21 protein-coding genes are annotated in these 22928 nt (G+C 69.5%); 2 read left to right on the forward strand and 19 right to left on the reverse strand.

Going from position 1 to position 22928, the window contains the following annotated elements; translation table 11 throughout:
- Positions 1–81 precede the first annotated feature (81 nt).
- The 10 genes from IWX63_RS00675 to IWX63_RS00720 all read right to left on the reverse strand — a co-directional run bounded on the left by IWX63_RS00675 (position 82) and on the right by IWX63_RS00720 (position 9339).
- A complete protein-coding gene (locus tag IWX63_RS00675) occupies positions 82–975 on the reverse strand; it encodes a F0F1 ATP synthase subunit gamma (protein WP_199276235.1) in 894 nt (297 codons plus the stop codon).
- 92 nt (positions 976–1067) lie between these two features.
- Entirely contained in the window at positions 1068–2702 is a 1635-nt protein-coding gene (gene atpA, locus IWX63_RS00680; protein ID WP_199276236.1) for a F0F1 ATP synthase subunit alpha, read from the reverse strand.
- 99 nt (positions 2703–2801) lie between these two features.
- Positions 2802–3614 carry a F0F1 ATP synthase subunit delta gene (locus IWX63_RS00685; protein WP_199276237.1) on the reverse strand — a complete coding sequence of 271 codons (813 nt, stop codon included), beginning with the start codon at positions 3612–3614 and terminating at the stop codon, positions 2802–2804.
- Positions 3614–4168, reverse strand: coding sequence for a F0F1 ATP synthase subunit B (locus IWX63_RS00690; protein ID WP_199276238.1), 555 nt, complete (start codon positions 4166–4168; stop codon positions 3614–3616). The genes IWX63_RS00685 and IWX63_RS00690 overlap by 1 nt, the downstream gene beginning before the upstream one ends.
- Positions 4169–4218: 50 nt before the next feature.
- The gene (locus tag IWX63_RS00695) at positions 4219–4434 is read right to left on the reverse strand and encodes an ATP synthase F0 subunit C (protein WP_043446083.1); all 216 of its coding nucleotides are present in this window, start codon (positions 4432–4434) and stop codon (positions 4219–4221) included.
- Positions 4435–4509: 75 nt separating this feature from the next.
- Complete coding sequence (atpB, locus tag IWX63_RS00700) at positions 4510–5331, reverse strand: F0F1 ATP synthase subunit A (protein ID WP_199276239.1); 822 nt, start codon at positions 5329–5331, stop codon at positions 4510–4512.
- An 85-nt stretch (positions 5332–5416) separates the two neighbouring features.
- A complete protein-coding gene (locus IWX63_RS00705; protein ID WP_199276240.1) occupies positions 5417–5734 on the reverse strand; it encodes an AtpZ/AtpI family protein in 318 nt (105 codons plus the stop codon).
- A gap of 1 nt (position 5735) precedes the next feature.
- Complete coding sequence (locus tag IWX63_RS00710; RefSeq protein ID WP_199276241.1) at positions 5736–6245, reverse strand: hypothetical protein; 510 nt, start codon at positions 6243–6245, stop codon at positions 5736–5738.
- A 155-nt stretch (positions 6246–6400) separates the two neighbouring features.
- The gene (locus IWX63_RS00715; protein ID WP_199276242.1) at positions 6401–7423 is read right to left on the reverse strand and encodes an MraY family glycosyltransferase; all 1023 of its coding nucleotides are present in this window, start codon (positions 7421–7423) and stop codon (positions 6401–6403) included.
- Complete coding sequence (locus tag IWX63_RS00720; RefSeq protein WP_199276243.1) at positions 7420–9339, reverse strand: polysaccharide biosynthesis protein; 1920 nt, start codon at positions 9337–9339, stop codon at positions 7420–7422. The genes IWX63_RS00715 and IWX63_RS00720 overlap by 4 nt, the downstream gene beginning before the upstream one ends.
- 203 nt (positions 9340–9542) lie before the next feature.
- On the opposite strand from IWX63_RS00720, the gene IWX63_RS00725 reads away from it, so the two are divergent.
- Together IWX63_RS00725 and IWX63_RS00730 are read left to right on the forward strand one after the other, a co-directional pair.
- Positions 9543–10520, forward strand: coding sequence for a glycosyltransferase (locus IWX63_RS00725; RefSeq protein WP_199276244.1), 978 nt, complete (start codon positions 9543–9545; stop codon positions 10518–10520).
- Positions 10517–11467, forward strand: a complete 951-nt coding sequence (locus IWX63_RS00730) for an NAD-dependent epimerase/dehydratase family protein (protein ID WP_199276245.1) — start codon at positions 10517–10519, stop codon at positions 11465–11467. The genes IWX63_RS00725 and IWX63_RS00730 overlap by 4 nt, the downstream gene beginning before the upstream one ends.
- 10 nt (positions 11468–11477) lie before the next feature.
- On the opposite strand, the gene IWX63_RS00735 is transcribed toward IWX63_RS00730, so the two are convergent.
- From IWX63_RS00735 to IWX63_RS00775, 9 genes are all read right to left on the reverse strand, one after another.
- A complete protein-coding gene (locus IWX63_RS00735) occupies positions 11478–12260 on the reverse strand; it encodes an L-threonylcarbamoyladenylate synthase (protein ID WP_199276246.1) in 783 nt (260 codons plus the stop codon).
- An 86-nt stretch (positions 12261–12346) separates the two neighbouring features.
- Positions 12347–13288 carry a glycosyltransferase gene (locus IWX63_RS00740; RefSeq protein WP_199276247.1) on the reverse strand — a complete coding sequence of 314 codons (942 nt, stop codon included), beginning with the start codon at positions 13286–13288 and terminating at the stop codon, positions 12347–12349.
- Positions 13285–14157: a peptide chain release factor N(5)-glutamine methyltransferase gene (gene prmC / locus IWX63_RS00745; protein ID WP_199276248.1), complete on the reverse strand. Its 873-nt coding sequence runs from the start codon at positions 14155–14157 to the stop codon at positions 13285–13287. The genes IWX63_RS00740 and prmC overlap by 4 nt, the downstream gene beginning before the upstream one ends.
- 2 nt (positions 14158–14159) lie before the next feature.
- Entirely contained in the window at positions 14160–15239 is a 1080-nt protein-coding gene (gene prfA, locus IWX63_RS00750; protein ID WP_199276249.1) for a peptide chain release factor 1, read from the reverse strand.
- A 183-nt stretch (positions 15240–15422) separates the two neighbouring features.
- On the reverse strand, positions 15423–17609 hold the full coding sequence (gene rho, locus IWX63_RS00755; protein ID WP_199276250.1) for a transcription termination factor Rho: 2187 nt from the start codon (positions 17607–17609) through the stop codon (positions 15423–15425).
- 331 nt (positions 17610–17940) lie between these two features.
- Positions 17941–18930 (reverse strand): homoserine kinase, encoded by a 990-nt coding sequence (gene thrB / locus IWX63_RS00760; protein ID WP_334685517.1) that lies wholly within the window; start codon positions 18928–18930, stop codon positions 17941–17943.
- A 1-nt stretch (position 18931) separates the two neighbouring features.
- Positions 18932–20035: a threonine synthase gene (thrC, locus tag IWX63_RS00765; RefSeq protein WP_199276251.1), complete on the reverse strand. Its 1104-nt coding sequence runs from the start codon at positions 20033–20035 to the stop codon at positions 18932–18934.
- Positions 20036–21367: a homoserine dehydrogenase gene (locus IWX63_RS00770; protein ID WP_199276252.1), complete on the reverse strand. Its 1332-nt coding sequence runs from the start codon at positions 21365–21367 to the stop codon at positions 20036–20038.
- The gene (locus IWX63_RS00775) at positions 21364–22926 is read right to left on the reverse strand and encodes a diaminopimelate decarboxylase family protein (protein ID WP_199276253.1); all 1563 of its coding nucleotides are present in this window, start codon (positions 22924–22926) and stop codon (positions 21364–21366) included. The genes IWX63_RS00770 and IWX63_RS00775 overlap by 4 nt, the downstream gene beginning before the upstream one ends.
- Positions 22927–22928: the final 2 nt, after the last annotated feature.

A 22928-nucleotide genomic window follows, 5' to 3' on the forward strand; every position in this document is an offset into this window, starting at 1 on the left:
CTCACTTCATTTACGTAGATGGCGTGGAACTAAGTCTAGCTGTGCACCCGGCACCCTCGAGGGCCCGGATGGGGAGGTGCGTCAGGAGGCGTTCAGTGCGTCCGCGCCGGCCACGATCTCCGAGAGCTCCTGGGTGATCTCGGCCTGGCGGGCGGTGTTGCGGAGGCGGGTGTACTTCTTGATCAGCTCTGTCGCGTTGTCGCCCGCGGACTTCATCGCCCGCTGGCGGGCGGCGAGCTCGCTCGCTGCCGCCTGGAGCATGGCGGCGAAGATGCGCGATTCGATGTAGCGCGGCAGGAGGGCGTCCAGGACCTGCTCGGGCTCCGGCTCGTACTCGTACAGCGGCAGGAGGTCACCCTCCTGGGTCACTTCCTCCTCCACGACCTCGAGCGGGAGCAGGCGCATGACCGACGGCTCCTGCACGACCATGGAGCGGAACTTCGTGTAGACGACGTGGATCTCGTCCACTCCGCCGTCCTCGTAGTCCTTCAGGAACGCCGCGAGCAGCGCCTCGCCGATCTCGCGTGCCGTGGAGAACTCGGGGGCGTCGGTGGAACCCGTCCAGACCTTCTCGTAGTCGCGGCCGCGGAAATCGAAGTACACCTGGGACTTCCGGCCGACCAGGAAGGCCTGGATCTCCTTGCCCTCCGACCGGAGCGTCTCGAAGAGACCCTCCGCCTGCTTGAGCGCACTGGCCGAGTACGAGCCGGCGAGACCGCGATCCGAGGTCATCACCAGGACGGCGGCACGACGGACTTCACCGTGCTCGGTGGTCAGCGGGTGGTCGATTTCAGACTGCGACGACACGGCCGAAACGGCACGGGTGATCGCGTTGGCGTACGGCAGTGCCGACGCGACTCGCGAGCGTGCCTTGCCGATGCGAGAAGTCGCGATCAGCTCCATCGCCTTGAAGATCTTCCGCGTCGACGTGGTCGAGGCGATCTTCTGGCGGTAGACCCGGATCTGGGCTCCCATTCTTGTCCTTTCCTTCGCCCCCGCTACGGGAAGCGATCAGGCCAGGGTCCTGCGGACGGGAGGGGCCGGGCCCCTCCCGTCCTGCAGATCCTCTAGCGCTTCTGTCGAACGATCTTTTCCTGCTCGACCGAATCCGCGTCGATCGCCTGGAATTCCTCGTGACCTGCACCGAAGCCGTCCGCCCCGGCACCGAAGAAGCCCTGCTTGAATCCGATGATCTGCGACTTCAGCTCCTCGGCGGTCGAGTCCTCGAGCTTGCCCGTCTGGGCGAGCGTGGTGAGGATCTGCGACTTGTGTCCAAGGTGCTCCAGGAATTCCGTCTCGAAACGGTTGATGTCCTCCACCGGGACATCATCGAGGTAGCCGTTGGTACCGGCCCAGATGGACACGACCTGCTGCTCGACCGGCATCGGCGAGTACTGGCCCTGCTTGAGCAGTTCCATCAGGCGTGCACCGCGGGTCAGCTGCTGGCGTGACGCCGCATCCAGGTCCGAGGCGAACATGGCGAAGGCCTGCATGTCGCGGTACTGGGCAAGGTCGAGCTTCAACGTGCCCGAGACCTTCTTCATCGACTTCACCTGGGCGGCACCGCCCACGCGGGACACCGACACGCCGACGTCCACGGCGGGACGCTGGTTGGCGTTGAAGAGATCCGACTGCAGGAAGATCTGGCCGTCGGTGATGGAGATGACGTTCGTCGGGATGTACGCCGAGACGTCGTTCGCCTTCGTCTCGACGAGCGGGAGACCCGTCATCGAACCGGCACCGAGTTCGTCGGAGAGCTTGGCGCAACGCTCGAGCAGGCGGGAGTGCAGGTAGAACACGTCACCCGGGTAGGCTTCGCGTCCCGGCGGGCGCCGCAGCAGCAGGGACACCGCACGGTAGGCCTCGGCCTGCTTCGACAGATCGTCGAACACGATGAGGACGTGCTTGCCGCCGTACATCCAGTGCTGCCCGATGGCGGAACCGGCGTAGGGGGCGAGGTACTTGAAGCCCGCGGGGTCGGAGGCAGGAGACGCGACGATGGTCGTGTACTCCAGGGCACCCTTGTCCTCGAGGGTCTGGCGCACGGCGGCGATGGTCGATGCCTTCTGGCCGATCGCCACGTAGATGCAGCGGACCTGCTTGTTCACGTCGCCGGAAGCCCAGTTGGCCTTCTGGTTGATGATCGTGTCCACCGCGATCGCGGTCTTGCCGGTCTGGCGGTCACCGATGATCAGCTGGCGCTGTCCACGGCCGATCGGGATCATGGCGTCGATGGCCTTGAGCCCGGTCTGCATGGGCTCGTGCACCGACTTGCGCTGCGTGACGCCGGGAGCCTGGGTCTCGAGTGCACGGCGGCCTTCGGCGACGATCTCGCCGAGGTCGTCGATCGGCTGGCCCAGGGGGTCGACGACGCGACCGAGGAAGGCGTCACCGACGGGGACCGAGAGGATCTCGCCCGTGCGGTGTACTTCCTGGCCTTCTTCGATTCCGTTGTAGTCACCGAGCACGACGACACCGATTTCACGGGTGTCGAGGTTCTGGGCGAGTCCGAGCGTGCCGTCCTCGAACCGCAGCAGCTCATTGGCCATGACGGAGGGAAGACCCTCGACACGGGCAATGCCGTCGCTGGCGGTGGTCACGCGGCCGACTTCGACGCGCTCCGCGTTTCCGGGCTCGTAGGACGCCGCAAAGTCGTTCAACGCACTACGGACGTCTTCGGCGTTGATGGTCAATTCGGCCATCTCAGTCCCTGCTCTCCTGTGTTGTGATCACCATGGGATGCGTGGCGACCGGTGTGTGATTCAGTGGGTGTGGCGCGGAACGGACGGGGCGCGGGCGCCCTATCCTGCCAGCTTGCGGCGGAGTTCGGACAGCCGCGTGATGACGGTCGAATCGACCATCTCGTCTCCTACGCTGACTCGGACTCCGCCGATCAGTGCGGGGTCTACCTTGACGTTGACCTTGAGCTCGCGGCCGTACATGCCGTTCAGACCGGACTCCAGCCGTTCGAGCTGAGTTGCCGTCAGCGGACGGGTGACGCTGACGTTGGCAATCCAGCGCTGCTGGCGCGCGGCGACCAGTTCGAGGAACCGTTCGACGAGGATCGCGGGCTTCAGCCCGCGCGGTGAGCGCACGGCCTGGGTCATGAGCAGCCTGCCTGCGGGCCCGGCCTGCGGCACGAGCTTCAGGCCGAGGGCGACCTTCGCCTCCGGGCTGGCCTGCGCATCCGAGAGCGCCCTCTGCAGGGCGTGGTCGGAAGCGACCACCTGCGTGAAGGCGTACAGCTCGTTCTCGAGCCGGTCCAGGCCCTCCACACCGCTGCCCTGCTCGGCCACCGCGATGACCACGGTCGCCGCGAGGGTCTCCAGGGCGTCACCGATGTCGCGGGCGTTGGCCCAGCGCTCGCTGACGAGGTCCTTGACCACGGCTGCGGCGTCGGACGAGACGCGGCCGGCGATGAGCTGGTCCACCAGCACTGCCTTGTCCTTGCCGCTGCGGGACGGGTCCGTGAGTGCGCGGCGCAGGCCGGCGTTGCTGTCGAGGATCGACAGCACGCCGAACAGCTCCTCTGCGAGGCTCAGGCTTGCGCCCTGGAGGCGGGCCTCCAACCCTTCACGGACGGTTGCCAGGGACTGGCTCGATACTCCTGCCATTACTTCGCTGCACCTGCGCTCTGCGACGAAGTCTCGAGGTCGGCGAGGAAACGGTCGACGACGCGGGACGAGCGGGCGTCATCGGCGAGGGACTCCCCGACGATCCGGCTCGCGAGGTCGGTCGCGAGCGTGCCGACCTCCGCGCGGAGCGAGACCACTGCGGCCTGGCGCTCTGCCTCGATCTGTACATGGGCCTGCTCGGAGATGCGCGCCGACTCGGCAGCCGCCTTCTCCTTCAGGTCCGCGAGGATCTGGGCACCTTCGGCGCGTGCTTCCTCACGGATGCGGTTGGCCTCGGTGCGGGCATCCACAAGCTGCTGCTTGTACTGTTCCAGCGCCGCGTTGGCTTCCGCCTGGGCGGCTTCCGCCTTGGCGATGCCACCCTCGATGGCAGCTGTGCGTTCTTCGAACGTCTTCTCGAATGCCGGCATGACGTACTTGATGACGATGAACATCAGCACGGCGAAGCCGACCAACGTCACGAGGAACTCCCACCAATTCGGTGCGAGCGGGCTGGAGCCCTCCTCCGCCGCCATAATCGCTGCGTTAAGCATTTTTCACCCGTCTTTCTTCAGCTTGTCTTCGGTCGGTCAGGGCGGCCTTGTCAGGCGCCGATGACGAAGGCGAAGACGAGACCCAGGATCGCGAGGGCTTCGGTCAGCGCGAGGCCGAGGAAGGCGATGGGCTGGAGGACACGCTGTGCCTCGGGCTGGCGAGCTACGCCATTGATGTAGGCCGCGAAGACGAGACCGACACCGACACCACCGCCGATCGCGGAGAGGCCGTATCCAACCATGTTGAGGCTACCCTGTACTTCCATTGTGTTCCTTTCAAGATGCCGCTGTGATGCGACAGGTTGTTTGGGATCATCCCCGACGGGGAAGACGTGTGTAAATCAGTGGGCGTCGGCGTTGAGAGCGCCTTCGATGTAGATCGCGGCGAGCAGCGTGAAGACGTACGCCTGCAGTACCATGATCAGGGCCTCCAGCATGTACATGGCCACGGCGCCGGCGAGGACCAGCACGCTGGTGCCCTGCAGCAGGATGTTGCCCGTCATCACCATGTACTCGATGGCGGATCCCGCGAGGGTCACGATCAGGTGACCGGCGAGCATCGTCGCGAACAGTCGCAGCGAGTGGGTGACCGGGCGGACGATGAAGTTCGAGATGATCTCGATCGGCACGACGATCGGCAGGATGTACCAGGGCACGCCCGAGGGGACGACGGCCAGCTTGAAGAAGCGCAGGCCGTGCTTCTGGATACCGATGCCCACCCAGAGCACGTAGAAGATCGCCGCGATGGCGTAGGCGCTGCCCGGGTGCGCGAAGGTGGGCAGCTGCAGGAACGGTATGGCCCCGAAGATGTTGTTCACCAGCACGAAGAAGAAGGCGGTGAAGAGCCAGGGGACGTATTTGAGGAAGTCCCGGCCGCCGATGATGTCCTTGCCGATGGAGTTGCGCACGAAACCGTACGCGGTCTCACCGAGGAACTGCACCTTGCCGGGGACCATCTCGTGGCGTCGTGACGCCACGAGGAAAAAGGCGGCGATGATGACCACGGACAGGATGACCATGAGCATCTGCTTGCCGAAGCCAGGATCGAACCAGACGCCGTAGGGGTCACCCCAGGGGAGGATATCCCGGTAATGGGTGTCCTCGATCGTCGGGGCTACGAATCCCTCTTCGGTAGTTGCGGCCGGGAGCGCAAGCGCGATCAACGCGTTTCCTCTCTGCAGTGTCCATCGTTGGGCAAGATCTGTTCGGCCGCAGCGTGACTGGTCCGACTCATGAAGTTGTGGGAAGTCACTCCGGTCCATCCTCGGCACCGGACGTCGACCGGGATCCGCTCTGCGGATTCGGTGTGTGGTTCCGGGTGAGGTTGTGCATGTGGGAGAGATAGAAACCCCCTGCTGCACCTAAGAACGCTCCCGCCAGCACCAACCAGCGCGTGTCGAGGAGATTATCCAGCCCCCAGCCTATCAAACTCCATACCGCGATCCCGCCAATCATGTAGCTCAGGACCGCGATACCGGCGTTGTAGCCGCCGTTGGAAAAGCGCGCCTCGCCCGGTTCCGGGGGGACGCCGGAGCGGTCGTCGGGCCCCGGGGAGATGCCCGCCATGTCAGTGTCCTTCCGGTGGCCGGAATGCCGGGATGCTCCCGGTCGGCCCGGGCGTGTCGTTGTAGAGGGGCGTGCGGAGCCGCGAGAACGCGACGACCTCCGCCACCTGCCACACGATCACCGTTGCGAGGGCACCCCAGAAGAACCAGGTCCGCTCGAGCCATCCCGGGGTCCCGAACAGGAACAGGACGGCCCCGAACCCGACGACCTTGATGGCATAGGTGACGGCGAACAGTCCGAGCGCGCCGGAGGGGTTGGTCCTGCCGGTGAAGTGGCCGATCAGGAGGCTGATGCCGAAGAACGTCATGACGAGGGCCGCTCCGAACAGCACGCTCAGACCGGCGGCGGGTGAGGATACAAGCAGGGCCACGGCTGCGAGCACGACGGCGGTCGCCGTTCCCGCGGCGGCACTCCGGGCGAGGATGCGCAGCCAGGGGCTCGTCGTGGGTCCGGACGCCGGGGAGAGCGTCGGGTCGTCGGCTCCGGTGGCCGGGTTCTCCGGTCGTGGCACGTGCTGTCCGCTCTGTCGGCTGCGCCGGGGGGGGGGGGGCGCCCTGCTGGTCCTCGATCGACGGCGTCGGGAGGGCTGGGGCCGGATGCGCGGGCCCGCAGGTCACCGCGCCCGGCGCCTGAAATTCTACCTCACGGCGGGGTGCGCTCCCCCGCTCAGGCGTCGACCACCGTCCGGCGACGGGCGAGTGCGCGGAAGATCCGCGGCGAGTAGAGGTACAGCGCGACCACGGCCGCGGCGAACAGCGAGGCGGACACGGCGAGGGGTGCGGGGGCGGTGGCGAGCACGAAACCCGCGGCCCCGGTGAGCACGGACAGGATGCTCACGAAGAGGGCGACCTGCACATGGCTGAGCCCGGTATCGGTGAGCCTCTGGTAGACGTGCTGGCGGTGCGCGACGGAGAGCCGCTCCCCGCGCCGCGCCCGACGCAGGAACGTGGTGAACGTGTCCGCCAGGTAGATGAGCACCGGCGACAGGAGGTATTCGAGGTAGACGCCCGCGAGCAGGCCCGTGACGGCGATGGCCGCGATCGACGCCCCGAGGAGGTAGCTGCCGACGTCGCCCAGGAACACGAAGCCCCGGCCGAGGTTCCAGGGCAGGAAGCCCGCGAACGCTGCAGCGACCACGAGCCCCGCGACGGTGAGCCACACCTGGTCGCTGAGGACCCCGGCCCACGAGTAGAAGAGGCCGACGACCAGCCCGTGCATGCCGGAGATGCCGTTGATGCCGTCCATGAAATTGGCGGCGTTGATGTAGGTGGCCACCGCGATCGCCCCGACCGGGACCCACCAGTAGCTGCTGTCCTCGATCGTCGTCGCGAGGACGATCGTGCCGAGCACGCCGATCAGGAGCTGCGCGGAGGCACGCACCCTGATGGACAGTCCGCGGAAGTCCTCGATCCAGCCGAGGGTCGACGCCGCACCCACCATCCCGATGACGACGAGGACGAGCGAGCGGTCGACGGCCACGACCCCGATCGCGAGCGAGACGGCGAGGGCGACGAGGATCGCGACGGCGACGGCCATCCCCATGCCCCGGATCACGACGGTGTTGTGCGAGGAGCGGTCGTTGGGGATGTCGACCACGCCCCAGCGCTTCAGCAGGGGCTTCACGACGACGGGGAGCGCGAGGGACAGGCCCAGGGCGACGAGCCCGACGATGACCAGCTGCGCGGTCACGACGTCGGTCCCGTGGCGCCGGCGGTGGACGGCGTGGTGGTGCGGGCGGCGGGCTCACCGGGCTCACCGGGCTCACCGGCCAGGATGCCGAGTTGCGCCTGGCCGAAGCCACCCTCGGTCTTCCAGCGCTGGAGGCTCAGGTGCCCGGGATCCAGCGGCGCCACCGATGTGTGGGAGATCTTCGGGTGGCGCGGGCGGGAGTCGTCCTCGCCGACGCCGATCAGGTCCTCGTGCATCTTCTCGCCGGGCCGCAGCCCCGTGAAGACGATGTCGATGTCCTTGCCGGACATCGCGATCATGCGCTGGGCGACGTCGAGGATCTTCACGGCCTCGCCCATGTCGAGGATGAGGACCTCCCCTCCCCTGCCGATCGCCCCGGCCTGGACGACGAGCTGGCAGGCCTCGGGGATGGTCATGAAGAAACGTGTCACCTCGGGGTCGGTCACGGTGATCGGACCGCCGTTGCGGATCTGCTCGGTGAACAGCGGGAGCATGGAGCCGCGGCTGCCGATCACGTTGCCGAAGCGCACCGAGACGTACCGCTGGCCCGTGTGCTCCGCCTGCCACGAGGTGAGCTTCTCGGCCACGCGCTTGGAGTGGCCGAGGACGCTCGTGGGGTCCGCCGCCTTGTCCGTGGAGATGTTGACGAAGTGGGTGACGCCGACGGCGGCGGAGGCCCGGAGGACGTTCAGGGAACCCTGGACGTTGGTCTTCCAGGCCTCCTCCGGGTACTGCTCGAGCAGCGATACGTGCTTGAGGGCGGCCGCGTGGAAGACGACCTCGGGCTTGCGGTCCTCGAAGATGTTCAGCAGTGCGTCCGCGTCGCGGATGTCGGCCAGCACGGTGTCGCGACCGGTCAGCAGGCCGCGCCCGGTGAGGGAGATCTGCGTGGACTGCAGGCCGGTCTCGTCGCGGTCGAGCATGATGAGCTCCGCCGGGGCAAAGGTCGCGAGCTGGCGGCACAGTTCCGAGCCGATCGACCCGCCGGCCCCGGTCACCAGGACGCGCTTCCCGGTGACGTACCCGGCCACCTCGTCCGGGTGGATGTCCACCGGACGGCGTCCGATGAGGTCCTCGACGGCGACCTCGCGGAAGTCCGCGATGGCGGCACCGGCGGCGCCGAGCATGTCCCGCAGTGGCGGGAGGACGAGCACCCGGATGCCCAGGCCCGCCACGAGGTCGGAGACGCGGCGCACCTGCGCGGCCTCCACCTCCGCGAACGCGATGACGAGGACCGAGGCCTGCGTCCTCGCCACGACGTCCCGCAGATCGTCGACCCGCCCGAGGACGGGCACGGTGGAGAGCCGCAGGTGCTTCTTGGCCGGATCGTCGTCGATGAGGCCGACGGGGAAGTAGGGAGAGCCCGGATCCTGCATCATGCGGCCCACGAGCGAGTTGCCGAGGAACCCTGCCCCGTAGATCAGCGTGCGCTGCGCGTCCTCGCCGGGCTTGGCCTTGCTCTCCACGTACATGCGCTTGAGGTAGCGGGTGGCGGCGAGGAACATGCAGGCGAAGGGGAACGCGATGATGCCGATGCTGCGCGGGACCTGGATGACGGTGAAGAACGCGACGCTGACGAGCACCAGGATGACGGCGACGAGCACTGCGACGATGACGAGGAGCTTCGCCTCGTGGAAGCTCCCGAAGCTGTACCTGCCCCGGTACAGCGCGAAGCTGAGCCCCACCACCAGCTGGGCGACGACGGCCACCGCGCAGAACGCGGCGAAGCCGGGGATGTTGACTTCATTGACGAGCAGCTCGTAGCGGAGGATCAGCGCGAGGAGGATGGCCACGATCCAGGCCAGGGCGTCGAGCAGGTACTGCGACCACAGCCAGATCGCCGGCTTGTCGCCGGAGGAGGCTACGGCCGTCGAGCCGGGTGTCCGGGCGGAGGCCCGGCCTTCGTTGAGTCCCATGATTCCTAACGGTGTCATGCAGGCATCCACCGCGTTCCACACCGAGCGTGCGGCGGCCAGGGAGCCCCGCACCCGTGATGTCGGGACACGTCCGGCCGGGACTGGAACACGGTGTAATAGACTGCTATTACCCCAGAATACTAACTGCCCCGCCTGTGCCAGGCCCGTTGCGCACTGCCATGGCGCGGCCCGGAAGGACCAGGTTGCACGTCCCCGACGCCGGCTCGCCCCGCGTATTCCTCGTGATCACGACGTTCAACCGGGCGGCCCTCCTGCGGGAACTCCTCGACTCGATCGCCGCCCTCGACCCGGCGCCCGCCGCCGTCGTCGTGGTCGACAACGCCAGCACCGACGCCACCGGCGATGTCCTCGCCGACGTCCGCCTCCCGATGCCCGTCATCGTGGAGCGCCTGCCCCGGAACGTGGGCGGCTCGGGTGGCTTCGCGGCCGGTGTCGCGCGTGCCGTCGACGAAGGGGCCGACTGGCTCTGGCTGATGGACGACGACGTCGTCGTCCTCCCCGACGCCCTCGCATCCTTCGCACCCTGGATGAAGCACTACTCGTGCATCCACGGACGGCGCTACGACGCCACGGGCGGGCCCTTCTTCTGGCAGCACGTCCTCAACGAGTTCACCGGCATCCACCTGCCGGTCCGCGGCGACGTCTTCGCGGCGTCACCGGTCTTCCACACCAATGTGGCCTGCTTCGAGGGCATGCTGGTCTCGGCCGGCGTCGTCCGGGAGATCGGCCTCCCCGACGCCCGTTTCTTCCTCAACGGCGATGACCTCACCTACGGGTGGCTGGTGTCGCAGCGGTATCCGGTGGCCTACGTGGACGCCTTCGTCCTCCGGAAGACGCGCGCGCAGCGGCAGGTGGACCTCGGCGTCCGGCACCTGAACGAGTCGAGCAACCTGTCGCGTTTCTGCGGGATGCGCAACCGCGGGCACCTCGCGCGATACCTGCAGGTGCACGGCCGCTACCACCGGGCGGGCTTCGCCGTCGGCACGCTCCTGTCCGCCGGGAAGGAACTCGTGCGCCTGGTCGCCGTCGAGCACTCGATCTCCGGTGCCTCCCAGGTGTGGCGCGGGTGGAGGGCCGCCCGGGTGATCCTGCACGATCCCGACTGGCAGCCGGAACCGCCCCTGCGGGACACCGCCGTGCAGACGGGCAGGTCCTCATGAGCTGGCTGGTGCTCGGCGGCTCCGGCTTCGTCGGCTCCGCGGTGCTGCGGGCCCTGGACGCTGCAGGCATCGACGCGCACGCCCTGCCCGCGCCGCGGCTCGCGACGACCGCCGATGCGCCGGCGGCACTCCTCGACGCCGCGGACGCCGCGGACACCGCCGGGCTGGAGGCCGCGATCGCGGGGTACGACGTCGTCGTGAACGCGGCCGGCCTCGCCACGCCCTCGGCGACCGACGGGGCGGACCTGCTCGGCGCGAACGCCCTGCTGCCCGCCGTCGTCGCCCGCGCCGCGTCCGCCGCCGGAGCCCGGCGCCTCATCCACCTCAGCAGCGCGGCCGTACAGGGCCGGACGCCGATGCTGGACGAGACCGAAACCGTGCGCCCCTTCTCGGCGTATTCGCGCAGCAAGGCCCTCGGTGAGCAGACCCTGGCCCTCGCGGCTGCACGGGAGCAGTCCCTGTCCGTCGTCACGGTGCGGGCCACCTCGGTGCAGGGCGAGGGGCGTCCGACGACTGCGGCCCTGGCGCGTCTCGCCCGCTCACCGCTCGCGTCGGTGGCGTCCCCGGGGAACGCGCGGTCGCCGATCACGTCGGTGGACTCCCTCGCGGAGCTGGTGCTGGCCCTCGGGCGCCACCGCGGCGCCCTTCCGGCGCGGGTGCTGCAGCCGTGGGAGGGACTCACGGTGCGCACCGTGCTCGAGGCAGCAGGCGGACAGCCGCGGGCGCTGCCGGCCGCCCTGTGCCGCGCCGCCGTCCGGGGTGGCTATATGGTGTCGTCCCTGATGCGCGGACGCCTCGACGGCCATGTCAGACGGGTCGAGCTCATGTGGTTCGGCCAGGACCAGGTATCCGGCTGGGCCGCTGACCAGGGCCTGGTCCCGACGGCCAGGGTCCGTGAGGTCCTCGCCGGTGCGGCCGGTGCGGCCGCGGACCCCGACGGGCGCTGACCGCGCAGGCCTACCTCCCGGCGTCCGACCCGTCAGGAACACCGGCCTCCGACTCATGGGGAGCACCGGCGTCCACCGCGTCCGGGGCGTCGGCGTCCAACCCGTCAGGAGCACCGGCGTCCACCGCGTCCGGGGCGTCGCCGTCGATCCCCACGACGCCCGGCACCACCTCCCGCAGCTGTTCGAGCGACACGGTGCCCTCCCGGACCACGCGCAGGGTCTCCCCCGTCGTGTCGACGATGGTGGACCCCGTGCCGTCGGCGTCGGCCCGGGGCCCGGCGTCGAGGTAGACGGCCACCGACTCGGCGAGCTGCTCTGCGGCTTCCGCCGCCGTCGTCGCCGCCGGTCGGCCCGTCCGGTTCGCGGAGGACACCGCGAGCGGTCCCGTGAGCACCAGCAGCTCGAGGGCGATCTCGTCGTCGGGCATGCGCAGCGCCACGGTACCGAGGGTGTCGCCGAGGTCCCAGGTGAGCGACGGCTGGGCATGGCAGATCAGGGTGAGGCCACCGGGCCAGAATGCCTCGGCGAGACGGCGCGCGTCGGGGTGGACCTCGGTCGCCAGGCCGTCGAGGGTCTGGATCCGCGGGATGAGGACCGGCGGCGGCATGTTCCGCCCGCGCCCCTTGGAGGCCAGCAGGGTGGCCACGGCCTGGGGCGAGAAGGCATCCGCCCCGATGCCATAGACGGTGTCCGTCGGGAGGACGATGCACTGCTTGAGCGCTACCGCGCGCTGGGCGGCGGCCAGGCCCTCGGTGCGCTGGGCGGGATCGGAACAGTCGTAGCTCGTTGTCACCCGATCATCTTTCCACTGCCACCCGCCGTGGCGCACATCGGGCGCGCCCGATGTGCTAATGAGCGGGTGACCGGCCGCCGGCGTTCTCAGGACGGCGGCGGCCCGAAGCCCGTCCCGCGGAGCCCCGCCGAGTAGGCGGTGAACCAGGCACGCAGGCCCCTGAGGTCGCGCTGCGTGATGAAGTAGTAGGGGAAGCCGATGACGTCCGCGCTGAACCAGCGGAGGTTGCGGTACTTGCGGGCCAGGTAGGCGCGGTTCCTGAAGTAGGAGAACCGCTTGAAGTCGCCGTCGGGGATCACCGGGGTGATGAAGCCGCCGAAGATCGGCTTCATCTCCGACCAGGTGGCAGGATGCCGTACCGCGACGGTGGCGAGCGTCCCGTATTTCAGGCCGGCCTTCCGCACGCGTGCCAGGAAGTCCACCTCGTCGCCGCGGATGAAGAACTTCATGTCCGGCAGGCCGATCTTCGAGAACACGTCCGCGCGGATCAGCGCGCCGTTGAAGAAGTGCACCATGTCGGGCAGGTAGCCCATGGACTCGAGCGTTGCGCGGTCGTTGGTCAGCAGCCCGTTGATGCGGAAGTTGAAGGACAGCCGTGAGGGGTCCGACGTCGCGGCAACGAGCGGGCTCACGATGTCGAGCTCGTGCTCGTGCGCGGCCCTGAGCAGTTCGGCGAGGCAGCGCCCGTCCTCGGGGTGGCCGTCGTCGTCCATGAGCCAGATCCACTCGGCGCCGCTGGCGATCGCCGCGAGGATGGCGAAAGCGAAGCCCCCCGCGCCGCCGAGGTTGGCTTCCGAGCGCAGGTAGTGGATGGTGCCGCCGGCCGCCGTGGCGGCGTCGACGACGTCCGTCGCGGCCTTCGTCCCCGAGTCCACGAGGGCCACGGTGCCGATCGGCGCGGTCTGCGCCGCGAGGGAGCGCAGGAGCTGGGCCAGTTCCTCGTGCCGGTCGTAGGTGACCGCCGCGACGGCGACCGTGGCGGCCTGCGGGGTGGAGACCGGTCCGCGGGGTGGAGTCTGCTCCGTCATCGGTGAGCCTCTCGGGTGGTGTCGGGGGAGGTGCGGCCGGCGGCCAGCACGGCACTCGTGGCGCGGTCGCGGCCGCCGAGGTCCTGGTGCGTGGTGACCGCGGTCCAGACGCCCGCCTGCTCGAGGAAGGCGGCGACCCACGGAGCCTGCACCTCCGCGTGTTCCATGACGAAGTATCCGCCGGCCTTGAGCAGGCGGGCCGCCGACCCGGCGGCGGCACGGGGCAGGTCCATGCCGTCCGCTCCCCCGCCGTACAGCGCCATCCGCGGGTCGTGTTCGGCGACCTCCGGATCGTTGGGGACGGCCTCGGCGGGGATGTAGGGCGGGTTGGAGACCACGATGTCGAACGTGGCGTCCTGCTCCGGGAGGGCCGTGGCGAGGTCGCCCTGCACCAGGTGGACCCCGAAGCGCGCGAGGTTCGGTCCCGCCCAGGCGAGCGCGAGGTCGCTCAGTTCGACGGCGTACACGTCGGCGCTCGGCACCTCATCGGCGACGGCGGCGGCGATCGCCCCGGACCCTGTGCCGAGGTCGACGATCCGTGGCGCGACAAGGCCCGACGCGCGGTCGATCACGAGCTGCGCGACCGTCTCGGTCTCGGGCCGCGGGACGAAGACGCCGGGGCCCACGGACAGTTCGACGCGGCGGAAGTAGGCCACACCGGTCAGGTGCTGGAGCGGCACGCGCCGGGCACGTTCGTCCACGAGGTCCTGGAAGCCCTCGGGGACCGCGGAGCCGATCAGCGCCAGCGCGCGCAGCCGTCCGCGCGACACGCCCAGGAGATGGGCGGCCAGCAGCTCGGCGTCGACCCGCGGACTGGGGACGCCCGCCGCGCGGAGCTGCCGTTCGGCAGCCCGCAGGGCTTCCTCCACGGCTACTCGTCCGCGCCGATGGCGTCCAGGCGGGCCTGCTCGTCCATCTCGATCGCGGACTGCACCACGGGCTCGAGGTCGCCGTTCATGACGGTGTCGAGGTTGTAGGCCTTGTACCCGGTCCGGTGGTCGGCGATCCGGTTCTCCGGGTAGTTGTACGTGCGGATGCGCTCCGAGCGGTCCATCGTGCGGATCTGCGACTTCCGGATGTCGGAGTTCGCCGCGTCGATCTTCTCCTGCTCATGGGCGAGGATGCGCGAGCGGAGCACGCGCATGGCGGCCTCGCGGTTCTGCAGCTGGGACTTCTCGTTCTGCATGGCGACGACGATCCCGGTGGGAAGGTGCGTGATGCGCACGGCCGAGTCGGTCGTGTTCACGGACTGGCCTCCGGGGCCCGAGGACCGGTAGACGTCGATCTTGAGATCGTTCTGGCTGATCTCGACCTCCTCGGGCTCGTCCACCTCGGGCAGCACGAGCACGCCGGCGGCCGACGTGTGGATGCGGCCCTGCGACTCGGTGACGGGCACGCGCTGCACGCGGTGCACCCCGCCCTCGAACTTGAGCCGTGCGTAGACGCCCTCGGCGGGATCGTTCGAGGACCCCTTGATGGCCATCTGGACGTCCTTGTAGCCGCCGAGGTCCGACTCGTTGGCGGAGAGGAGCTCGGTCTTCCAGCCCCGGGACTCGGCGTAGCGCGTATACATGCGCAGCAGGTCGCCGGCGAACAGTGCGGCCTCGTCGCCGCCCTCGCCGCCCTTGACCTCGATGATGACGTTGCGGCTGTCGTTCGGGTCGCGCGGGATGAGGAGCCGGCGCAGCCGCTCCTGCGCCGTCGCGAGCTGCTCCTCGAGGACGGGAACCTCGGCCGCGAACTCCGGATCCTCGGACGCCATCCCGCGTGCCGCCTTGAGGTCGTCGTCGAGCGCGCTCCAGCGGTTGTGCGCATCGACGATACGCCCCAGCTCCGCGTACCGGCGGCCGAGCCTCCGGGCCAGCGCCTGGTCGGCGTGGACGGCCGGGTCGGCGAGCTGGTCCTGCAGCTCGGAGTGCTCGTCGAGCAGTCCCTGGATGGACTCAAACATCGGAAGTACCTCTTTCGGCTTGTGCAGCCAGTCTACGAAGGTCGGGACGGCAGGAACGACCACGCTGTGGTGCTCCGCCCGGTCATGTCCGCCGACCCGACGCAGCATGCCGGTTAACGGAAGAAGCCGCTTGTACTGCCGGCACCCGCGAGGGGGCCGGCAGTACAAGCGGCAGGAACCCGGTTAGTCCGAGTCCTTGGATCCCAGCGTGGTCTTCTGGACCTGCATGAGGAACTCGACGTTGGACTGCGTCTCCCGGATCTTGTTGGTGAGCAGCTCCAGGGCCTGCTGGGTCTCGAGACCCGACAGCACGCGGCGCAGCTTCCACATGATCTTGACCTCGTCGGGCGAGAGCAGGTTCTCCTCGCGACGCGTGCCGGAGGCATTGACGTCGACGGCGGGGAAAATGCGCTTGTCGGCGAGGTTCCGCGAGAGGCGGAGTTCCATGTTGCCGGTGCCCTTGAACTCCTCGAAGATGACCTCGTCCATCTTGGACCCGGTCTCCACGAGGGCGGTCGCGAGAATGGTGAGCGAGCCACCGTTCTCGATGTTGCGCGCGGCACCGAAGAATCGCTTCGGCGGGTACAGCGCTGCGGAGTCGACACCACCGGAGAGGATACGGCCCGACGCCGGGGCGGCCAGGTTGTATGCGCGGCCGAGGCGGGTCATGGAGTCGAGGAGCACAACGACGTCCATGCCCATCTCCACGAGGCGCTTGGCGCGCTCGATGGAGAGTTCGGCGACCGTGGTGTGGTCGTCGGCGGGTCGGTCGAACGTCGAGGCGATGACCTCTCCCTTGACCGTCCGCTGCATGTCCGTGACTTCTTCGGGACGCTCGTCGACCAGGACCATCATGAGGTGGACCTCAGGATTGTTGATCGTGATGGCGTTCGCGATCGCCTGCAGGATCAGGGTCTTCCCCGCCTTGGGCGGGGAGACGATCAGGCCACGCTGGCCCTTGCCGATCGGGGCCACGAGGTCGATCACGCGGGGGCCGATCTTCTTCGGGTCCGTCTCGAGGCGCAGACGGTCCGACGGGTAGAGCGGCACGAGCTTCGCGAACTCGACGCGGTCCTTCAGCTCCTCGGCAGGCTTGCCGTTGATGGAGGTGACACGGACCAGGGCGTTGAACTTCTGGCGTGCGGCGGCCTGGGTCTCGCCCTCGCGGGGAGCGCGGATGGCGCCGACGACGGCGTCGCCCTTGCGCAGGTTGTGCTTCTTGACCTGGGCGAGCGAGACGTAGACGTCGTTCGGACCCGGCAGGTAGCCGGAGGTGCGCACGAAGGCGTAGTTCTCGAGCACGTCGAGGATGCCCGCGACGGGCAGCAGGACGTCGTCGTCGGTGACCTCGACGTCGTCGACCTCGGGGTTCTGGCTCCGGCCCCGACGGCGGTCGTTGCGCTCGTTGCGGTCGCGGAAGCGGCTGTTACGGTCCTCGGGACCGTTGCCTCCATTGCGGCTCGCACGGTTGCGGCGGTTGCGTCCGCGGCCCTCGTCGTCGTTGGAGCCGTTGCCGCGGCTGTCGCTGCGCTCGTTGCCGTTGCGGCCACCGTCGTTCTGGCCGTCATTGTTCGACGGGCTGTTGAACTGGTTGCCCGACTGGTTGTTGGACTGGTTGCCCGACTGGTTGTTCGAGCCGTTGCTCGACCGGTCGTCGTCGCGGCCGTTACGGGAGCGGCTGCGTCGCTCACCGCGGTCGCTGCGCGCGTCGCCCTGCTGCCCGGACTGGGAATCGGCCTGGGCCTCGCCCTGTCCGGCGTTCTGCGACTCGCCCTGCGCACCGTTCTGGGACTCGCCCTGGCCCGACTGCGCGTCGGAGCGGTCCTCACCACGGCGGTTGCGACGGTTGCGCTGGTTACGGCCACCGTTCTCACGGTCCCCGCGGTCCTGCTGCTCGCCGGCCGGGCTGTCCTCGGCTCCGTCACGCGACGGCGCCTCGGCCTGGTCCGCGGTGGCGGTCTCGGTCGTCGGGACGGAGACGACGCCGTCGCTGCCCGCGCGGCGGTTGCGGTTGCGGGTGCGGGGCTGGCGCTCGGCCGGAGCGGACTGCGCGTCCTGGTCCCGGTTCTCCTCTGATCCGCCCTGCGTGCCGGCTGCGGCCGGACGCTCTGCGTCGGCGCTGCGCTCGGTGCGGACGCTGGGGGCCTTCTGGCGGTCGGCGACCGCGGACCCACGCTGGTGGTCGGAGATCGCGGAGACGAGATCGCTCTTGCGCATCCTCGATCCACCGGTGATGCCGAGCTGGCCGGCAAGAGCCTGCAGCTGGGCGAGCTTCAGGCCGGCAAGGCCGCTGCTCTTGGAAGTTGTTGCGCCGGTCGCTTCAGCGTCTTGGGTGGCCACACCTGGTAACAGGTCAGTGGTTTCAGTCACGAAGGATCCTTCCCCCTCGTCGGGCGGCCACATGATCCGTGGTCCGCGGTGGTTTGCCCCGTGCCGCATATGAAGCAGGCGGGGGATCAGCCGAACCGGATGAGATCCGGCAGGCCTGGGTGATGCTGGGAGCCTGAGAATGTCCCTGCGCGGGAGGGTGAGTCCGTACGCTGCGGGATAGGGTCGGAGGCTACACCGTCAGGATGTGCTGCTGCTGATGGGACCTGCAGTGTTGCGGCGGTCCAGAAAAGACGGCCGGCTCAACAGAAGCACACGGTGCTTTTCGAGACATACTTCCCGAAATGCACAGTAGGTCGGCATGAATGCCTCGCTACCCCTGGTGCCATCTTATTTTAGCACCTTCCCGATCCACTGCCAGACGAAGGACACGCCACGCCCCCGGCGTGTCGCCCGCGTCGATCAGGCGATGGAGCGCCCCCTCGGCGGCGTCGGCACCGCCTTGTCCGACGGCGAGGGTCAGCACGCTGGGCCCCGCGCCGGAGATGGTGCTGGCGAACCCGGCGGCGCGCAGTCCGCGCAGCAGGGTGGCGCTCCGCAGCATGGCCGGCGCGCGGTAGTCCTGATGGATCGAATCCTGCGTGGCGGGGAACAGCAGGGAGGGATCGGTGCCGAGCGCGTGCACGATCAGGGCTGCCCGACCGGCGTTGGCGGCGGCACTGGCGTGGGACACGGACGCCGGCAGCAGTGCCCGCGCGCTCTCGGTGGACAGCGTGAGGTCGGGGACCGCGAGGATGGGGATGACGTCCGGGTGCACCTCGACGCGCGTGCTGTGGAATGCGCGGCCACTCTCCCAGGAGATCGCGAGGGCGCCCATGAGCGCGGGGGCCACGTTGTCCGGGTGCCCCTCGATCGAGGCCGCCCACTGCAGCAGGTGGGCGGCGTCCATCCGCTCGTCGGCCGGCAGCAGCGCGTTGCCCGCGAGGACCCCGGCGACGATCGCGGACGCGGAGGAACCCATGCCCCTGCCGTGCGGGATCACGTTGACGGTGTCGAGGTCGAGCCCCGGTGCGCGGCGCCCCGCCCGGTGGAGGGTGCTGATGAGCGAGCGTGCCACGAGATGGCTCCCGTCCACGGGCAGGTCACCGGCACCCTCGCCCGTGGGACGCACCGTCGTCGTACCCGACGTGGTCGTGCGGACCCGGACGGTGTCGTGGAGCGAGAGGGCGAGTCCGAGCGAGTCGAACCCCGGTCCGAGGTTCGCGCTCGTCGCGGGGACCGTCACCTCGACCTCCTGGCCGGCATCGACGGCCGGGAGGTCGAACAGGTCCTCCGGCAGGGGTGCCGCGTGCAGGCCCGGCACGTCAGTCCTCGAGCCCCAGCGCGGCCGCGACGCTCACGACGTCGAACTCCACCTTGGTGGGCTCGATGTCGGACCCGTCGGCGGTCCGCAGCGCCCACTGGGGATCCTTGAGGCCATGGCCGGTGACGGTGATGACGATCGTCTTGCCCGTCGGGACGAGGCCCTCGGCGTGCTTCTTCAGCAGTCCCGCGACGCCGGCGGCGGACGCCGGCTCCACGAAGACGCCCTCCCGCGAGGACAGCCAGCGGTGCGCGTCCAGGATCTCCTCGTCGGTCACGGCCTCGATGAGTCCGCCGGACTCGTCGCGCGCGGCGACCGCGAAGTCCCACGACGCCGGGTTGCCGATGCGGATGGCGGTCGCGATGGTGTCCGGCTCGGTGATCGGGTGGCCCTTGACGAGCGGCGACGCGCCCTCCGCCTGGAAGCCCCACATGATCGGGGTGTGCGTGGCGACGGCGGGGAGCTCACCGTGGTACATGGAGTCGTAGGGGGCTGCGTACTCCTTGTAGCCCTTCCAGTACGCGCTGATGTTGCCGGCGTTGCCGACCGGCATCAGATGGTAGTCCGGGGCGTCGCCGAGGGTGTCGACGACCTCGAAGGCCGCCGTCTTCTGGCCCTCGAGGCGCGCGGGGTTCACCGAGTTCACGAGGAACACCGGGTACGCCTCCGCGAGCTTGCGCGCGACGTCGAGGCAGTTGTCGAAGTTGCCGTTGACCTGCAGCAGCTGCGCGCCGTGCGCGATCGCCTGGCTCAGCTTGCCCATCGAGATCTTGCCGTCCGGGACGAGCACGGCGCAGGTGATCCCGGCCTGGGTGGCGTAGGCGGCCGCCGAGGCGGAGGTGTTGCCCGTGGATGCGCAGACCACGGCCTTCGCTCCGGCGGCGACGGCGGCGGTCATCGCCATGGTCATGCCCCGGTCCTTGAAGGACCCCGTGGGGTTCATCCCCTCGACCTTGAGGTAGACGGTGGAACCCGTCAGCTCACTCAGGTGCCGGGCGTGCACGAGCGGCGTGCCGCCCTCACCGAGGGTGATGACCTCGGTGGCGTCGGTGACGGGCAGTCGTTCGGCGTATTCGCGGATGACTCCGCGCCACTGGTGGGCCACTTAGATTCCCTCTACTCGGAGCACGGATGAGACGGCGGTGATGACGTCGAGCGCGGCGACCTGCCCGACGGTCGCGGCGAGGGACGCCTCGGGCGCGCGGTGGGTGACGATGCGCAGCTCGGCGGTGGTGCCGCCGTCGGGCCCGCCCTGGTGGATGCGCTGGCGCATGGTTTCGATGGAGACGCCGTTCTCGGCGAAGATCTGGGCGATCCGGGCGAGGACGCCCGGCTGGTCCGCGACCTCCAGGCCGATGCAGTAGCTGGTGCGGACGGTGTCGATGCTCAGCGGCGGGACGTGCCCGGTGGTGGTCTCGGTGCGGCCCGGACCGCCGAGCACCATGCGGCGTGCGGCGCTGACGACGTCGCCCAGCACCGCCGAGGCCGTGGGGGTGCCGCCGGCGCCCTGGCCGTAGAACATCAGCTCCCCGGCGTTCTCCGCCTCGATGAACACGGCGTTGAATGCGCCGCGGACGGCTGCCAGCGGATGGGAGCGCGGGAGGAGGGTGGGGTGGACGCGGACGCCGACGCCCACAGCACCGGCGTCGTCGGTGAGGATTTCGGCGATGGCCAGCAGCTTGATGACGTAACCGTCCTCCGCCGCGGCCGCGATGTCGTCGGCCGTGACCGAGGTGATGCCCTCGCAGTACACGTTCTCCAGGGCGAAGCGCGTGTGGAAGGACAGGGAGGCGAGGATCGCGGCCTTCGCGGCGGCATCGTGGCCCTCGATGTCGGCCGTCGGGTCCGCCTCCGCGTAGCCGAGGTCCTGGGCGGCCTTCAGCGCGTCAGCGAAGGAAGCGCCCGTCGAGTCCATCTGGTCGAGGATGTAGTTGGTGGTCCCGTTGACGATGCCGAGCACGCGCGTGATGCGGTCGCCCGAGAGGCTGTCGCGGATGGGCCGCAGGATCGGGATCGCACCGGCGACGGCGGCCTCGTAGGAGAGCTGGACACCGGCGGCGTCGGCCTGCTCGTAGAGCTCGGGGCCGTCCTGGGCCAGGAGCGCCTTGTTTCCGCTGACCACCGTCGCCCCGTGCTCGATCGCACGGAGGATCAGGGACTTGGCGGGCTCGATGCCGCCCATGAGCTCGATGACGATGTCGGCATCCTCGACGAGCTTCTCGGCGTCGAGCGTGAGGAGTCCGGCGGGCAGGTCGACGTCGCGCTCGGCGTCGAGGGTGCGGACGGCGACCCCGACCAGTTCGAGCGGCGCTCCGGCGCGGCGGCCGAGGTTCTCCGCGTCCTCGAGCAGGATGCGGGCGACCTGCGAGCCCACGTTGCCGCAGCCGAGCAGGGCGACGCGGAGGGGCTGGCGGGAAGGCGTGGCTGGCGTGTTCATGCGGTCCGTGGGGCTCCTGGTTCCGGGGCGGGCAAGGCGGATTCGTGCGACGCGGGTTCGCGCTGGACGTCCCTGCGGAACAGGTCCTCCTCGGTCTCGCCACGGACGATCAGCCGGGCCCGGCCATCGGCCACTGCCACGACGGGCGGACGCGTCAGGTAGTTGTAGTTGCTCGAGAGCACCCAGCAGTAGGCTCCGGTGCCCGGGACGGCGAGGAGGTCACCGGCTCCGGTGTCCTCGGGGAGGTAGACGTCCCGCACCACGATGTCACCGCTCTCGCAGTGTTTTCCAACCACGCGGGAGAGCACCGGGTCCGCCTCGGGCGTCCGGGACGCCAGGACGGCCGAATAATCCGCGCCGTAGAGCACCGGACGGGCATTGTCGCTCATGCCGCCGTCCACCGACACATAACGCCGCGGGTGCGTAACGGAGGCCTCGGCCGGTTCCCCGGAGCCGTCGGCCGCGGCATCCACGCGCACGGTCTTCGTGGTGCCGGTGGTGTACAGCGTGAAGGTCGTGGGACCCACGATGGCGCGGCCGGGTTCGATCGAGATGCGCGGGACCTGCAGTCGCAGCTCCCGGCACGTCGAGCCGACGACGGACGCCATGGCACGGGCGATCTCGGCCGCCGGTCGCGGTTCGTCCTCCTCGGTGTAGGCGATGCCGTAGCCGCCGCCGAGGTCGAGTTCGGCGAGTTCGACGCCGTGCCTGTCCCGGACCTCCGCGAGGAAGCCGAGCAGCCGCTGGGCCGCCAGTTCGAAGCCCTCGGGCTCGAAGATCTGCGACCCGATATGGCAGTGCACGCCGAGGAGGTTGATGCCCGGGTGGGCGAGCGCGTCCGCGACGGCGCGCGCCGCGGGTGAGGAGGCGCCGTCGTCCTGTCCCCCGCGTCCTCCGCCCGCCGGGCCGGAGCCCTGGTCTGCGGCCAGCGACAGGCCGAACTTCTGGTCCTCGTGCGCCGTGGCGATGAATTCGTGGGTGTGCGCGTGCACGCCCGGCGTCAGGCGGATCATGACATTGGCGCGGCGGCCGCGCTGTACGGCCAGGTCGCCCACCAGGGAGACCTCCTGCAGGCTGTCGACGACGATCCGGCCGAGGTCGGCGTCGATGGCGCGCGTGATCTCCGCGGCCGACTTGTTGTTCCCGTGCAGCCCGAGGCGGTGGCCCGGCATCCCGGCGCGGAGGGCGACGGCGAGCTCGCCGCCCGAGCAGGTGTCGAGGCCCAGCCCCTCCTCGCGCACCCAGTGGGCAACTTCCGTGCACAGGAAGGATTTGCCCGCATAGAACACGTCCACTCCCCCGCACAGGTCGCGGAAGGCGTCGTCGAAGGCGTCGCGGAACGTGGCGGCGCGGGAGCGGAAGTCGCGCTCGGACATGACGAACAGCGGGGTGCCGTATTCCGCGGCGAGATCGGCCACGGAGATGCCGTCGACGCGCAGGACGCCGTCGTCGCCGCGCTCCACGTCCTCGGCCCACAGCTTCGCGTCCAGCCGGGCCTGGTCCTGCGGGACGGAGAGCCAGTGGGGCGCGAGCGGGGACGCTTCGTCCGGCACGGTCATGC

It is taken from the genome of Arthrobacter sp. CAN_A2 (assembly GCF_015752045.1).
GTDB lineage: Bacteria > Actinomycetota > Actinomycetes > Actinomycetales > Micrococcaceae > Arthrobacter_D.

Bases quoted from the DNA above. Each gene is read 5' to 3' on its own strand.
- IWX63_RS00730 (WP_199276245.1), top strand. From the start codon at position 10,517: ATGAGCTGGCTGGTGCTCGGCGGCTCCGGCTTCGTCGGCTCCGCGGTG.
- IWX63_RS00690 (WP_199276238.1), bottom strand. From the start codon at position 4,168: ATGCTTAACGCAGCGATTATGGCGGCGGAGGAGGGCTCCAGCCCGCTC.
- IWX63_RS00685 (WP_199276237.1), bottom strand. From the start codon at position 3,614: ATGGCAGGAGTATCGAGCCAGTCCCTGGCAACCGTCCGTGAAGGGTTG.
- IWX63_RS00695 (WP_043446083.1), bottom strand. From the start codon at position 4,434: ATGGAAGTACAGGGTAGCCTCAACATGGTTGGATACGGCCTCTCCGCG.
- IWX63_RS00775 (WP_199276253.1), bottom strand. From the start codon at position 22,926: ATGACCGTGCCGGACGAAGCGTCCCCGCTCGCGCCCCACTGGCTCTCC.
- IWX63_RS00720 (WP_199276243.1), bottom strand. From the start codon at position 9,339: ATGGGACTCAACGAAGGCCGGGCCTCCGCCCGGACACCCGGCTCGACG.
- IWX63_RS00740 (WP_199276247.1), bottom strand. From the start codon at position 13,288: ATGACGGAGCAGACTCCACCCCGCGGACCGGTCTCCACCCCGCAGGCC.
- IWX63_RS00705 (WP_199276240.1), bottom strand. From the start codon at position 5,734: ATGGCGGGCATCTCCCCGGGGCCCGACGACCGCTCCGGCGTCCCCCCG.
- IWX63_RS00770 (WP_199276252.1), bottom strand. From the start codon at position 21,367: ATGAACACGCCAGCCACGCCTTCCCGCCAGCCCCTCCGCGTCGCCCTG.
- IWX63_RS00675 (WP_199276235.1), bottom strand. From the start codon at position 975: ATGGGAGCCCAGATCCGGGTCTACCGCCAGAAGATCGCCTCGACCACG.
- atpA (WP_199276236.1), bottom strand. From the start codon at position 2,702: ATGGCCGAATTGACCATCAACGCCGAAGACGTCCGTAGTGCGTTGAAC.
- prfA (WP_199276249.1), bottom strand. From the start codon at position 15,239: ATGTTTGAGTCCATCCAGGGACTGCTCGACGAGCACTCCGAGCTGCAG.